Here is a 13,729-nt window from a genome sequence, read left to right on the forward strand (position 1 = left end):
AAGAGAAAACTCGCAGCTGAGGGGGAACATCCGGTGAACAATCACACTGCGGCCGGGCGGGTCGCGGTGAGCTCGGCGCCCACCGGTTCCCGGGATGCCTCGCGACGTACCCACACCTCGTCGAGCCCACCACAGCGCAACCGCACCCGCCAGTCGGCGACCGGCTCCGGATGGTCGATGCGCCGGTGGATCCCGCGACTCTCGGCACGCTCGAGCGCACTGTAGCCCGCCCACCGGGCGACCGCGAGCAGCGCGGCGGCCTGCCGGGCCCGCACCTGGGCCGCGCCGAGACCGCCGAGTTCGAACTGCGCGCCCGGCCACATCGTGTCCAGCTCGGCGATGCTGTCGGCGAGGCTGCCCGCGCTGCGCCGGTAACTGCGCCGCAGCGGCAGGGTGTGCTCCTGCACCAGGCCGATCACCGAGCGCGGATCGATGTGGGCGTGCGGGCCCAGACCCGCCCCGGCCAGCGGGCGCGCCACACTCACGCGCTCGGCGGTCGCGGCGAAGGCGGCCGCTCCCGTCCCGGCCCACGACCCCGAGGACAGCGCCCACGCACCGCTGAGGCCACCGGCCGCACCCGCGGCCCCGACGACGAGTTCCCGGCCCGCGGCATCGCCGGCGACGAACAGTCCGCGCACCGTGGTGGCGCAGTCGGGACCGGCCGGTGCCAGGCCGCCCGCGCCGTGCACCGTGCCCTCCAGCACCGCCCGCACCGGCACCCGCCCCGCGGCGTCGACGGCACCGTGTCGGCTCAGCCAGTGCCGGACGGTGTCGGGGACCTCGTCCAGCGCCGCGTAGACCCGTCGGCCGTCGGCGATGGCCGACAGCGCGGCCAGGTAGCGGTCCGGCAGCTCGGCGCCCGATTCGTCGTAGAGGGCGGCGAAGCGCATCGACAGTCCCGGCGCCACGGTGGGGTGCGGGCGCACCCGGGAAAGCACCGGGGCCAGGCCGTAGGCACTGGAGAATTCCATGCCCGCGAGTTCGGCACCGGCCTCGACCGCCATCAGCAGGCCCTCGCCGGTACTGCCCTCGGCACCGGCGGCACCGGACAGGAACGCGCAGCCGCCGGTGGCGATCACCACCGCTCCCGCGCGGACGGTCCACGGCCGAAACCTGTTGTGGCGCTGGATACCCGCGGCACCCACAACGGTGCCCGCCGGGTCGACGAGCAAGTTCAGCGCGGGATGATGATCGAAGATGCGCACGCCGACCTCGAGCGCGCCGCGGCGCAGTCTGCGCAGATAGCTCGCGCCGTCGAGGTGCACGCGCGGCGGGTCGCCACCGGCCTCGGTGACCCTGGTGCCCGACCACTGCCGCAGCCGCTGGTTGGTCTCCTCGATCACCCGGTGCAGCCAGGCGGGATCACCGAGACCACCGCCGCGGACCAGTGCGTGTTCGACCGCCGCGGCCCTGGCCGGTCCGGCCGGTATGTCCCACAGGGTGGTCGTGCCGTACACGGTGGGGCCGGCGGAACCGCACCGGCTCTTGTCGACCAGTACCACCCGGGCACCGGCGGCCGCGGCCGAGACGGCGGCCCAGAGCCCGGCGGGCCCGCCGCCGAGGATCAGGACATCGGTCTCGATGCTGCTCACAAGAACAAATATTCGGCCACCGTTCACCCGACCGCAACCATTACGAGGCCATCAACCCCACCATTGTGTCCAAAGCAATACACCGGTCGTGACCAGAACGATCGCCGAGCCCGACAGCGCGGCGAACCCGTGCCTGCGGTCGGCCATGATCTGCGCCGCCACCACCACGAGCGCCGCGAGGACATGCCAGGTCAGCGATGCGGCGCCGGGCCCAGGAAAGTCCCGGCGCGCACCCATCACCGCGGCGCCGATCACCACACACACCAGGACGACGACCCCACCCGCCACGATCCCGCTGATTCCACGGACCAGCGTCACGGGGCGATCACCGGCACCCCGCTCGCCTTGCCGATCAGTGCCTCGTATTGCTCGGGATCGGTGCCACACGCGCCGATCTCGATGATCTTGTTGGTCCCGTGATAGTCCGACGAGCCGGTTCGCAACAGACCCAGTTCGGCGGACAGGTCGGTCAGCACCGCGCGATCGGCCACGCTGTGGTCGGGGTGATCGATCTCGAGCCCGCCGAGGCCGAGTTCGGCCAGCGCTCGGATGTCGTCGAGCGCCAGCAGCCTGCCGCGCTTGCGCGCGCGCACATGCGCCAGCACGCTGACCCCGCCCGCGGCGGCGATCAGCCGCACCGCGGTGGTCAGCGGGGTGTCGACCTTCTCCGCGTAGTACGGGCCGTGTGGGGCGAGCAGGTCGACGAAGGCCGCGCCGACACTGTCGACCACCCCGGCCGCGACCAGCGCCCGTGCCAGATGCGGACGACCCGCCGCCGGCCCCGCCCCCGCGAGGACCGCGTCGGGATCGATCGGCAGCCCGTCGGCCACCATCTTGTCGGCCATCGCCCGCACCCTGGCCACCCGCTCGGCGCGCAACCGCTCGCGTTCCTCGGCGAAGCCGGGATCGGCGGGGTCGAACAGGTAGGCCAGCAGGTGCACCGGGACCGGGTGGCCGTCCTCGCCCATGCCCGTGCACGACATCTCCATCCCGCGCACCAGCGTCAGGCCGGGCGGCCGCGCCGCCTCGGCCTCGGCCCAGCCGCCGGTGGTGTCGTGATCGGTGATCGCGACGACGTCGAGCCCGGCGGCCGCGGCGTGGCGCACCAGCTCGGCCGGTGTATCGGTGCCGTCGGAGGCGGTGGAATGGGTATGCAGGTCGATGCGCACACCCTCAGTCTTACAGTGCGGTCTCGTCGTCCGCGCGCTCGTCCACCGAGACGGTGCGGGCCCGTAGCATCCACCCGTGCCCTCGCTCCCGTCCATGCCGTCGTTTCGTGGATCAGGTCGCCCGGCGCCGTCGCGGCCGCGGATCCCCGTGCCGACGGCGCGGGCGATCGTCGACTGCGCGGTCTACGTCGACGGGAAACGGCTGGCGGGGCACTTCACCCCGCGCGAGGCGTTCACCAGGTCGGGCGAGACCGACTCGGGTTTCGTCTGGGTCGGGCTGCACGATCCCGACGAGACCCAGATGAACGACATCGCCGAGATCTTCGGCCTGCACCCGCTGGCGGTGGAGGACACCGTCGTCGACGCGGTGCAGGGCCGTCAGCGCCCCAAACTCGAACGCTACGACGACACGCTGTTCCTGGTGCTGCGCACGGTCTCCTACGTCGACCATGAGATCGACTCGACCAGCGAGATCGTCGAGACCGGCGACATCATGGTCTTCACCGGACCGCGTTTCGCGATCACCGTGCGCCACGGCGAGCACACCGGACTCGCCGGGGTGCGCCAGGATCTGGAAAAGCGTCCCGAACAGCTCGTCTTCGGGCCGTGCGCGGTGCTGCACGCCGTCGCCGATCACGTGGTCGACTCCTATGTCGAGGTCGCGGAGTCGATCGAGCAGGACATCGCCGAGATGGAGGAGGCGGTGTTCACGCCGTCGTCGAAGATCGGCATCGGCTCGATCTATCAACTCAAACGCGAAGTGGTCGAACTGCGCCGGGCGGTTTCCCCCTTGGCGATTCCGCTCGAGCGGCTGGCCCAGGACCAGGGCCTGCCGGTGCCCACTGAGATCCGGCGCTACATGCGCGATGTCGCCGATCACCACACCAGTGTTTCCGAGCACATCACCTATTTCGACGAATCACTCAGCGGCCTGGTCAACGCGGCGCTGGCCAAGATCAGCGTCCAGCAGAACACCGACATGCGCAAGATCTCGGCTTATGCCGCCATGGCGGCCGTGCCCACGCTGATCGCCGGGGTCTACGGCATGAACTTCGATGTCATGTGGGAGCTGCACCAGCCGTGGGGTTATCCCGCGGTGCTGGCTCTCATGGCGGTGCTGTGTGGGCTGCTGTTCCGCAGTTTCCGCCGCAACAAGTGGCTCTAGAGATTCACCGCGCCGCGCGCGGGATCACGCACATCGATACCGGCCTCGGTCCAGGCCTCGCGCAGGGCTTGCGCACCACGCACTCGCACCCAGGCGGCCTCGGTCGCGGTCACCGGGGTGACGCTCAGGTAGCGCACCGGCTCGGCGGGATCGGGCAGTTCCACCTCGGGGACCTCGCTCTCGCCGAGCAGCACCGCGGTGAACTTCGCGTTGTGCCACAGTGGTTCTCCCAGGTCCAGCAGTGCGTCCGCTTGCAGCACAACGCCTTCCACCAAGGGCGTGGCGACGAGCACACCCAGCGACCGGGCGACGCCGGCCTGCGGTCCCGCGCTCAGCAGCAGGGTCAGCACCAGTTCGGCGCGCGGGCCGCGCACCGGGTCGGCGAGCAGGTCGGCCGGATCGCCCATCGGATGCCGTGAGCCGCCCAGGGTCGCGTAGTGCACCGCGCCGTCACCGGGGATACGCAGGATCTCGATCGGCTCCACACCGAGGAAGGTGACCGAGGCCGAGTCGATCTGCGCGCGCTCGACACCGTAGTGGTCCAGCACCGCGGTGCGGACCGTGTTCACCACATCCATTGGCTCACAGAGCCAATCGGGCCAACATGTCGCGGGCGCGTTCGGCGGACTTGGGGTCGCACAGCACGTCGTAGCGACCGGCGACGAGCTGCAAGGTGGAGGCGAAGTCGCGCTGGCCCTTGGTGGCCGCGTACGGGATCGAGGTCGTGATGACACCGAAGACGATGCCGCCGAGCAGACCGACGACCAGCGGGCCGAGCGCCCCACCGGTGGTGGTGAACAGGCTCAGCAGCAGACCGAGGAACAGGCCGAGCCACGCGCCCGACACCACGCCACCGCCGATGACCTTGCCCCAGGTCAGCCGGTACAGCACCCGCTCGACCTGCATCAGGTCGACGCCGACGATGGTCACATCGCCCACCGGGAACTGCCCGTCGGCGAGGTAGTCGACAGCACGCTGTGCCTCGGCATAGGTCGGATACGAGCCGACCGGCCAGCCCGTCGGCGGCGTCGGCAACGCCTGCCGTCCGCGATTCGGGTTGCCCAAGGGATTCGTCATAGTCCCATTCTGCTATTCCTGATCCGGTGATGGCGGAGTGAAACGCGTTGTGCGCGTCATTCCGGCAGCGCGACCCTTGTCAGCAATCACCTGAGCCATTTTCGCGCTGGCTTCATCGATCATCTCATCTCCCAACATCACCGCGCCACGCGCGCCACCCGCGGCGGAGGTGTGGAAGGCGTAGGCCTCGAGGATCTCCTCGGCCCGGTCGTAATCGCGCTGGCGAGGGCTGAAGATCTCGTTGGCGGCGTCGATCTGGCCGGGGTGCAGGACCCATTTGCCGTCGAAACCGAGTGCGGCCGTGCGGGCGGCGGCCCGGCGGAACCCCTCGACATCGCGGATCTGCAGATACGGACCGTCGATCGCCTGCAGGCCGTGCGCGCGGGCGGTGAGCAGGATGGTCATCAGGATGTGGTGGTAGGCGTCACCGACGTCGTAGCCGTCGGGCTGCTCACCGACCACCAGCGTGCGCATGTTGATACTGGCCATGAAATCGGCCGGACCGAACACCAGCGCCTGCACCCGCGCGCTGGCGGTGGCGATCTCGTCGATCGCGCGCAGGCCGCGCGCGTTCTCGAGCTGCGGTTCGATGCCGATGCGGCCCACCTCGAGACCGCTCGCCTTCTCCAACTGGGTCAGCAGCAGATCCAGGGCCCGCACCTGACCCGCGTCGACCACCTTGGGCAGCAGGATCGCATCGATGTCCGCGCCCGCGCCCTCGACGACGGTGATCACGTCGGCGTAGGTCCATTCGGTGGACCAGTCGTTGACCCGCACCACCCGCAGCTGAGCACCCCAGCCCGGTTCATTGAGCGCGGCCACGATGTTGGCCCTGGCGGCGGCCTTGGCGCCGGGCGCCACCGCGTCCTCCAGATCGAGGAACACCTCGTCGACCGGCAGCCCCTTGGCTTTGGCGATCATCTTCGGATTGCTGCCTGGCACGGCCAGTACCGAACGGCGGGGCTTCATCGGCGCTCCTCCTGTTGTTCGTCACACCGGCCGTGGCGTGGTGTGCCCGGCCATTGCGGACCGCCTAGCCTGAGGGTCATGGCAACCACCAGGGTGTATGTCGCCCGACTCGCCGGGCTCACGGTGCTGGGTCCGGACGGGGAGTCTATCGGCCGGGTCCGCGATGTGGTCGTGGCCGTCCGCTTCGGTCGCCAGCAGCCGCGCGTGCACGGTCTGGTCGTCCAACTGCTCACCCGGCAGCGGATTTTCGTGCCGATGCTGCGAGTCACCGCGATCGAACCCGGGATGGTCACCCTCAACACCGGTACCGTCAGCCTGCGCCGATTCGCCCAGCGCGCCGGGGAATTGCTGGCGCTGGACCAGGTCGTCGACACGGCGGTGCGGGTGCACGATCCCGACCTGCCCGACCTCGACGGTGTCGACGTCCATGTCACCGACCTCGGGATCGAGCAGACCAGGACCAGGGACTGGGTCGTCAGCCGGGTCGCGGTGCGCGGGCATCGGCGGATCGGGCGCCGGCGGACGGTGCACGTGGTCGATTGGTCGCAGGTCAGTGGGCTGACCCCGACGGAGGTGGGCAAGCCGGGGCAGGACGTCACCAGTCTGCTCGCGCAGTTCGAGGGGCTGCGCGCCGCCGATGTGGCGCACCGGTTGCGCGAACTGCCCGAGAAGCGCCGCATCGAGGCGGCGCTCGCCCTCGACGACGAACGCCTCGCCGACGTGGTCCAGGAACTGCCCGACGACGACCAAGTCGACCTGCTCGGGCATCTCGAGGTGCGCCGCGCCGCCGACGTGCTCGAGGCGATGGACCCCGACGACGCCGCCGACCTGCTCGGCGAGCTGCCCGAGAGCGAAGCCGAATCCCTGCTGGCGCTGATGGACCCGGAGGAATCCGAGCCGGTGCGCCGGTTGCTCACGCACTCCCCCGACACCGCGGGCGGTCTGATGACGCCGAAACCGGTCGTGCTCAGTCCATCGACCACCGTCGCCGAGGCATTGGCCAGGGTCCGCGACCCCGATCTCACACCGGCGCTGGCCTCGATGGTCTTCGTCGTCCGGCCGCCGACCGCCACTCCCACCGGCCGCTACCTCGGCTGCGTGCACATCCAGCAGTTGCTGCGCGAGCCGCCCGCCCACATTGTCGGCGGCATCGTCGACGCCGATCTGTCGCCGCTGTCGCCGGACCTGCCGCTCTCGGCGGTGACCCGCTATTTCGCCACCTACAACCTGGTGTGCGGCCCGGTCGTCGACGCCGAGAACCATCTGCTGGGCGCGGTGACCGTCGACGATGTCCTCGATCACCTGCTGCCCGAGGACTGGCGAGAAGAGGCACCGCCGCTCGCGCCCGTCGAGGCCGATTCGATCCAGCCGAGCGGAGGCCGGTCGTGAGCGAGAAGAACCCGTCGCGCCAGCGGCTGGAGACGCCGTCGGGCTCGCGATTCACCTTCGAATGGGACTCCGAGGCGGTCGCGAAGTTCAGCGAGCGGGTCGCCCGGTTCCTCGGCACCGGGCGCTACCTGGCGATCCAGACGGTGATCGTCATCGTGTGGATCCTGCTCAACGTCTTCGTGATCGCGCTGCGGTGGGACCCCTACCCGTTCATCCTGCTCAATCTCGCCTTCTCCACGCAGGCCGCCTACGCGGCGCCGCTGATCCTGCTGGCTCAGAATCGCCAGGACAACCGGGACAAGGTCTCCCTCGAGGAGGACCGGACCCGCGCGGCGCAGACCAAGGCCGACACCGAGTTCCTCGCCAGGGAACTCGCCTCGCTGCGGTTGGCGGTCGGCGAGGTCGCCACCCGCGACTATCTGCGCCGCGAGCTGGAGGAGATCAAAGAGGTCCTCGACCGCATCGACGCGGTCACCACACCCGACGGCGCGCCGAAGGCGGAGAAGAAGCGCAAGGTCGCACGCAAGAAAACCTCCGGTCAAACACCCTCCACCGCCCCCATTTCGCCAGGTACTCCAGATGAGTAACCGGAAATGCTCTATAACTACCTGACCGGTAGGTAACCTGGATCACGTTGTTCCGGGCGGGCCGGAGGGGGGACTCTGCGGTGCCGCTGCTTCGACGTAAAGGGTGTGGCCCGCATGCGAATCTCTGCTCCGATAACGATGTCGGCCCTCGTCGTCGCAGGACTTGTCGCGTCCGGGTCGGCGGCGAACACTTCGACGCCGAGTACCGCGCCGACCGCACCGGAGGCCCTGCTCGCGGCCTCGGCGAGCACCACCGACGAACCGGCCGAGACCGATCCCTCCGAGGTCGTCGGGCTGCTGCCGGTCTCCCAGGAGGCGCCGCGCAAGCTGCGCGCCCTCTCCCCCTCGGCGAACAGTCTGGCGCCGTTCGCCGGAACCGTTCCACTGCAGAGCATTTCGCTACCGCCCGGTAGCGGCGCCCTCGGCATCCCGGAGATCGTGCTGGCCGCCTACCGCAATGCCGAACTCGCACTGGAGACCGCCCAGCCCGGGTGCGGACTCACCTGGAACCTGCTGGCCGGGATCGGCCGCATCGAATCCGGGCACGCCAGTAGCGGCCGCACCGACGCCGCGGGCACGACGACCACCCCGATCTTCGGTCCGGCACTCGATGGCACCCTGCCGGGCAACGAGATCATCAAGGAAGCCGACGGCGGTTTCATGCGGGCCGTCGGGCCCATGCAGTTCCTGCCGACCACCTGGGTGCACTACGCCGCCGACGGCAACGGTGACGGCGTCTCCGATCCGCACAATGTCTTCGACGCCGCGCTCGCCGCGGGCAAGTACCTGTGCTCGGGCGGGATGAATCTGCGCGAGGCGGCCCAGGAACTGCGAGCCGTGCTGCGCTACAACAACTCCATGTCCTACGCGGCCAATGTGCTGAGCTGGTCGGCCGCGTACCGCAACGGTGGCGCGCCGAGCCAGGTCGCCATCTCACCGGAGATCGTGCCGCCGGGCAGCGCCCCGATGGTCTCGCCGAACGTGTTGGCCGCCTCGACCGACGCACCCACCACCGCGGCGCCGCCGTCCACGGCCGCCCAGCTGCCGCCGAACACACCCAAGGTCACCACGCCGACGCAGGTGATGATCACCCTGCCCGGCCTGCCGCCGATCCCCTGCGGCATCTTCTGCCCGCCGCCCCCGCCCGAGCCGGAGACGTGCGCGAGCGCCCCGCAGCCCGCCGGGATGCCGAACCCACTCGATCCGGCACGCGAGCCGGTCGAGCAGACCTTCGGCGCCGCGGCGCCGAAAGACCCGGCGGCACAGGATCCGCCGGCCCCTGGCGAGCAGACCGAGGCGACCGTGTGCACCCCTGCGGCGCCCGAGGCGGCACCGGCCGCGCCGGCCGGCACCCCGGCGCCCGCCGCGCCCCAGAAGACGCCGGAGCCCGGCATCGCGCCGACCGAGGAGCCCGCCCCCGCGCCGCCCGCGCCGGTCGCGCCCCCGCCGCCGCCCGCGATCACGTTGCCGTTCAACATCGTCATCCCGCTGCCGCCCGCCCCCGCAATGCCCTAGAAATCAAACCGGAATTCAGATCACAGAGGGGTAACAAAAAGATCTCGGGTGCGGTAATCTCTTCTCATCCAACACGGTTGAGGAGGGCACCACACAGTGGGTCGTCATCGAAAACAGCCTGCTACCACGGTTCGCCGTAGCTCGCTCATCGCACTGACCGGATTGGTCCCCGCCGGACTCGTGGGCGTTACCGCCGCCTCGACCGACGCGACCAGCACAGCCACCGCGGCGGTCGAGCACGACCTGCTGCCCGATGTCGATCCCGAGGCCGGGCCCGAGCTGGCCGCCTCGCCACTGGCCGACATCGTCGAGGTCGCGCACGCGGAGGCACGTCAGTCGCCGTCGGCGACGCCGGTCGTGAAAACCGTTGCGCTGCCGGGTGATCGCGTCGCCGCCGATCTGCCCGCGGGCCCGCTCGGCATTCCCGGCATCGCGGTCGCCGCCTACCAGAACGCCGAAGAGCAGCTGGCCGTGGAGAATCCGCACTGCGGGATGTCCTGGTCGCTGCTGGCCGGCATCGGTCGCGTCGAGTCCACCCACGCCTTCGGCAAGGCGGACGCGGACGGCAACCCGATCAAGGCGGTCTACGGGCCGGTCCTCGACGGCAGCCTGTCCGGGAACAATGTCATCTACGACAGCGACAGCGGCGTGCTCGACGGCATCAGCGGCTACGACCGTGCCGTCGGCCCGATGCAGTTCCTGCCCGAGACCTGGCACCGCTACGCCGCCGACGGCAACGGCGACGGCGTCTCCGACCCACAGAACCTGTTCGACGCGGCACTCACCGCGGGCCGGTACCTGTGCGACGGCGGCCTGAACATGCGTGATCTGTCCCAGCAGTCCAAGGCGATCCTGCGCTACAACAATTCGATGGCCTATGTCGCCAATGTCATGGCGTGGTCGGGTTCCTACTCGAGCGGCCTGGCCCCGAAGCCACAGGACCTGCCGCGGATCCACTAGGAATCCACCCGGTCGGCCGGGGACTGTCGTCCCCGGGTCACCGACTGATCGGGGCACGCCTAACATCGGATGTATGCCAGTGATTACGGAAGCGGATGTGCGGGCCGCGCTCGCGAAGGTCGACGATCCGGAGATCCGCAAGCCGATCACCGAGTTGGGCATGGTCAAGAGCATCGCCATCGCCGACAGCGGTGACGTGCACGTCGAGATCTACCTGACGACCTCGGGGTGCCCGCTGCGCACCGAGATCATCCAGCGGGTCACCAAAGCCGTCGCGGATGTGCCCGGTGCCGGTGCGGTGTCGGTCGATCTCGATGTGATGAGCGACGAGCAGCGCACCGAACTGCGCAAGTCGCTGCGTGGTGACTCCGCCGAGCCGGTCATCCCGTTCGCCCAGCCCGGTTCGCTCACCCGCGTCTACGCCGTCGCTTCCGGGAAGGGCGGGGTCGGCAAGTCCAGCGTCACCGCCAACCTCGCGGTGGCGCTGGCCGAGCGCGGCCTGTCGGTCGGTGTGCTCGATGCCGACATCTACGGCCACTCCATCCCCCGCATGCTCGGCTCGGATGCCAAACCCACCCAGGTCGAGCGGATGATCATGCCGCCGGTCGCGCACAACGTGAAGATGATCTCGATCGCGCAGTTCACCCAGGGCAACACCCCGGTGGTGTGGCGCGGCCCGATGCTGCACCGCGCGCTGCAGCAGTTCCTCGCCGACGTGTTCTGGGGCGACCTGGACGTACTGCTGCTCGACCTGCCGCCCGGCACCGGCGACGTCGCGATCTCCATCGCCCAGCTGATCCCGAATGCCGAGATCCTGGTCGTCACCACCCCGCAGGTGGCCGCAGCCGAAGTGGCCGAGCGGGCGGGCGCGATCGCCCTGCAGACCCGCCAGCGCATCGCCGGCGTGGTCGAGAACATGTCCTGGCTGGACCTGCCCGACGGTTCCCGAATGGACCTCTACGGCACCGGCGGCGGCCAAGTCGTCGCCGACAGTCTCACCCGAGCGGTCGGCGCGAACGTTCCGCTGCTCGGTCAGATCCCGATCGAACAGGCCCTGCGCGAAGGCGGCGACGAGGGCACCCCGATCGTGCTGAGCGACCCGGACAACCCGGCCGCCAAGGCCCTGCAAGGCGTCGCCGACAAGCTCGCCATCCGCAAACGCGGCCTGGCGGGCATGTCCCTTGGCATCGATACCACCAGGCATCTCTGATTCGAGCATTGTCGGTGGCCTTGCTTAGTCTGGTTACATGCTGACGCTGCTGCTATACGTCCTCATCGTCGGGTTGGTCGCGGCGGTGCTGTTCCTTGTCGCGAGTGCGGTGTTCGGCCGCTCCGAGGAGCTCGGGCCGTTGCCGGAGGGTACGACCGCGACGGTGCTGCCCGCCCACGGCGTCACCGGGGCCGATGTGCGGGCATTGCGGTTCCAGCAAGTGGTCCGCGGATACAAGGCTGAAGAGGTGGATTGGGCGCTGGGCCGACTCGCCGAGCGGATCGATGAACTCGAGCTCGAACTCGCCCAGGCGCGCCAGTGGCAGGCGCAGGTGGTCGCCGGACCGGACCGCCCGTGACCGAGCTCGTCGACGACGGGCTCGTCCGCTGCCCCTGGTCGACCGGTTCCCAGCTCTACCGCGAGTACCACGACACCGAGTGGGGCCGGCCCCTGCACGGCGACGACGCCCTGTTCGAACGGCTGTGCCTCGAGGCATTCCAGTCCGGGCTGGCCTGGATCACCATCCTGCGCAAGCGGCCCGCGTTCCGCGCCGCCTTCGCCGGTTTCGAGATCGCGAAGGTCGCCGAATTCGGCGATGACGACCGCGCGCGACTGCTGGCCGACGCGGGCATCGTGCGCAATCGCGCCAAGATCGACGCCGCGATCACCAACGCCCGGGTTGCTCGCAACCTGCCGATCGGCCTCGACGAGCTGGTGTGGTCGTTCGCACCCGCGCCGCGCCCGCGCCCGGCCACGATTGCCGAGGTACCGGCCACCACAACCGAATCCATTGCTCTGGCAAAGGAATTGAAGCGTCGCGGGTTCGCTTTCGTCGGCCCGACGACGGCCTATGCCCTCATGCAGGCGACCGGGATGGTAGACGATCACCTGGAGGTTTGCTGGGTGCAAGCCGCCCCGACCGAAACCGACTCACCAGTCACATTTCGTACTCAGGTGTCCGCCCGCGACGGTGATAGGGAAGAATAGGGCCGGTGTGGCTCACCGAACACCCGGCGAGCCAGAGAACAGGTGCGCACTCCACCGCGCAGATCTGGAGGGAGCAGAGGATGGCGGCCATGAAGCCCCGTACCGGGGACGGTCCCCTCGAGGCAACCAAGGAAGGTCGTGGAATCGTCATGCGGGTTCCACTCGAGGGTGGCGGGCGTCTGGTCGTCGAACTCACACCGGACGAGGCTGCGGCGCTCGGTGACGAACTGAAGAGCGTCACCAGCTGACCGCACTGTCCGAGGTGGCCGCACTCCTGGCCTGTCCGGAGTGCGGCCACGACCTGCACACGCACGAGCACGTGTTGCGCTGCGACCGCGGACACAGCTTCGACATCGCCCGGCAAGGTTATGTCGGACTGCTGACCGGTGCGTCGACGAAGATGACCGGCGACACCGCCGACATGCTCGACGCCCGCGCGGCCTTCCAGGGCACCGGGCACTTCGCGCCCATCGCCGGGGCAGCGGCACGCGCCTGCACCGAGGGCGCACAGACTGAAGGCAACGCGGTCCTCGAGGTCGGTGCGGGCACCGGCTACTACCTGGCCGAGACCCTCGACGCCGCACCCGATGCTCTCGGCATCGCGCTCGATGTATCGAAACCGGCCGCCCGTAGAGCCGCCCGCGCACATCCCCGCATGGCCTCGATCCTCGCTGACGCCTGGCTCGGCCTCCCGCTTCGCGACAGCACCCTCACCGGGGTGCTCTCGGTCTTCGCCCCACGCAACCCCGCCGAGATCGCCCGCGTCCTCGCACCGGGCGGCCGGTTCGTCGTGGTCACCCCCACCACCGGGCACCTGGGCGAGCTGGTCGGCCCGCTCGACATGGTCCGCGTCGACCCCGACAAGGACCGTCGCCTCGCGGACTCGCTGGCCGGCACCTTCACCCGAGCCGAGCACACCCACGTCGAGTTTCCGATGAAACTCTCCCGTGCCGATGTCACCCACGTGATCGCGATGGGCCCGTCGGCCTTCCATGGCGCCCCCGCCGACGACCCGCGCATCGCGTCGTTGCCGGACAGCACCGAGGTCACCGCCTCGGTCACGGTGTCGACCTATCTGCTCAACTCGTGACCGAGCCGAGCGGAGACGC

16 protein-coding genes are annotated in these 13,729 nt (G+C 69.8%); 10 read left to right on the plus strand and 6 right to left on the minus strand.

Translation table 11 applies throughout. The annotated features are described in order from the left end of the window. Window positions 1–41: 41 nt before the first annotated feature. Genes BOX37_RS25530 through BOX37_RS25540 form a run of 3 tightly spaced genes read right to left on the minus strand, consistent with a single transcriptional unit; the run spans window position 42 to window position 2,761 of the window. Window positions 42–1,592 (minus strand): FAD-dependent oxidoreductase, encoded by a 1,551-nt coding sequence (locus BOX37_RS25530; protein ID WP_071929849.1) that lies wholly within the window; start codon window positions 1,590–1,592, stop codon window positions 42–44. 51 nt (window positions 1,593–1,643) lie between these two features. Beyond that, complete coding sequence (locus BOX37_RS25535) at window positions 1,644–1,910, minus strand: hypothetical protein (protein ID WP_084760103.1); 267 nt, start codon at window positions 1,908–1,910, stop codon at window positions 1,644–1,646. Beyond that, window positions 1,907–2,761, minus strand: coding sequence for a PHP domain-containing protein (locus BOX37_RS25540; RefSeq protein WP_071929850.1), 855 nt, complete (start codon window positions 2,759–2,761; stop codon window positions 1,907–1,909). Before BOX37_RS25540 ends, BOX37_RS25535 begins: the two co-directional genes overlap by 4 nt. Window positions 2,762–2,837: 76 nt before the next feature. On the opposite strand from BOX37_RS25540, the gene BOX37_RS25545 reads away from it, so the two are divergent. After that, a complete protein-coding gene (locus tag BOX37_RS25545) occupies window positions 2,838–3,926 on the plus strand; it encodes a magnesium and cobalt transport protein CorA (RefSeq protein WP_071929851.1) in 1,089 nt (362 codons plus the stop codon). On the opposite strand, the gene BOX37_RS25550 is transcribed toward BOX37_RS25545, so the two are convergent. The 3 genes from BOX37_RS25550 to BOX37_RS25560 are packed head-to-tail and all read right to left on the minus strand — an operon-like array spanning window position 3,923 to window position 5,972. Then, the gene (locus BOX37_RS25550) at window positions 3,923–4,504 is read right to left on the minus strand and encodes a suppressor of fused domain protein (RefSeq protein WP_084760105.1); all 582 of its coding nucleotides are present in this window, start codon (window positions 4,502–4,504) and stop codon (window positions 3,923–3,925) included. The genes BOX37_RS25545 and BOX37_RS25550 overlap by 4 nt on opposite strands. A gap of 4 nt (window positions 4,505–4,508) precedes the next feature. After that, window positions 4,509–5,003, minus strand: coding sequence for a YflT domain-containing protein (locus BOX37_RS25555; RefSeq protein WP_071929852.1), 495 nt, complete (start codon window positions 5,001–5,003; stop codon window positions 4,509–4,511). 12 nt (window positions 5,004–5,015) lie between these two features. Next, on the minus strand, window positions 5,016–5,972 hold the full coding sequence (locus tag BOX37_RS25560) for an HpcH/HpaI aldolase/citrate lyase family protein (RefSeq protein ID WP_071929853.1): 957 nt from the start codon (window positions 5,970–5,972) through the stop codon (window positions 5,016–5,018). Between the two features lie 78 nt (window positions 5,973–6,050). Here BOX37_RS25560 and BOX37_RS25565 point away from each other — a divergent pair, with 78 nt between their 5' ends. From BOX37_RS25565 to BOX37_RS25605, 9 genes are all read left to right on the plus strand, one after another. Then, the gene (locus tag BOX37_RS25565; protein WP_071929854.1) at window positions 6,051–7,361 is read left to right on the plus strand and encodes a magnesium transporter MgtE N-terminal domain-containing protein; all 1,311 of its coding nucleotides are present in this window, start codon (window positions 6,051–6,053) and stop codon (window positions 7,359–7,361) included. Beyond that, the gene (locus BOX37_RS25570) at window positions 7,358–7,948 is read left to right on the plus strand and encodes a DUF1003 domain-containing protein (RefSeq protein WP_071929855.1); all 591 of its coding nucleotides are present in this window, start codon (window positions 7,358–7,360) and stop codon (window positions 7,946–7,948) included. Before BOX37_RS25565 ends, BOX37_RS25570 begins: the two co-directional genes overlap by 4 nt. 114 nt (window positions 7,949–8,062) lie before the next feature. Beyond that, the gene (locus tag BOX37_RS25575) at window positions 8,063–9,463 is read left to right on the plus strand and encodes a lytic murein transglycosylase (RefSeq protein ID WP_071929856.1); all 1,401 of its coding nucleotides are present in this window, start codon (window positions 8,063–8,065) and stop codon (window positions 9,461–9,463) included. Window positions 9,464–9,559: 96 nt separating this feature from the next. Continuing rightward, complete coding sequence (locus BOX37_RS25580; protein ID WP_071929857.1) at window positions 9,560–10,423, plus strand: lytic transglycosylase domain-containing protein; 864 nt, start codon at window positions 9,560–9,562, stop codon at window positions 10,421–10,423. A gap of 73 nt (window positions 10,424–10,496) precedes the next feature. Then, the gene (locus tag BOX37_RS25585; RefSeq protein WP_071929858.1) at window positions 10,497–11,633 is read left to right on the plus strand and encodes an Mrp/NBP35 family ATP-binding protein; all 1,137 of its coding nucleotides are present in this window, start codon (window positions 10,497–10,499) and stop codon (window positions 11,631–11,633) included. Between the two features lie 37 nt (window positions 11,634–11,670). Continuing rightward, window positions 11,671–11,991 (plus strand): DivIVA domain-containing protein, encoded by a 321-nt coding sequence (locus BOX37_RS25590; protein ID WP_071929859.1) that lies wholly within the window; start codon window positions 11,671–11,673, stop codon window positions 11,989–11,991. Then, complete coding sequence (locus BOX37_RS25595; protein ID WP_071931880.1) at window positions 11,988–12,620, plus strand: DNA-3-methyladenine glycosylase I; 633 nt, start codon at window positions 11,988–11,990, stop codon at window positions 12,618–12,620. The genes BOX37_RS25590 and BOX37_RS25595 overlap by 4 nt, the downstream gene beginning before the upstream one ends. An 80-nt stretch (window positions 12,621–12,700) precedes the next feature. Further along, window positions 12,701–12,868 (plus strand): DUF3117 domain-containing protein, encoded by a 168-nt coding sequence (locus BOX37_RS25600; RefSeq protein ID WP_011211259.1) that lies wholly within the window; start codon window positions 12,701–12,703, stop codon window positions 12,866–12,868. Between the two features lie 14 nt (window positions 12,869–12,882). Continuing rightward, window positions 12,883–13,710, plus strand: a complete 828-nt coding sequence (locus BOX37_RS25605; protein WP_084760107.1) for a putative RNA methyltransferase — start codon at window positions 12,883–12,885, stop codon at window positions 13,708–13,710. Window positions 13,711–13,729: the final 19 nt, after the last annotated feature.

This window comes from Nocardia mangyaensis (assembly GCF_001886715.1).
GTDB classification, from domain to species: domain Bacteria; phylum Actinomycetota; class Actinomycetes; order Mycobacteriales; family Mycobacteriaceae; genus Nocardia; species Nocardia mangyaensis.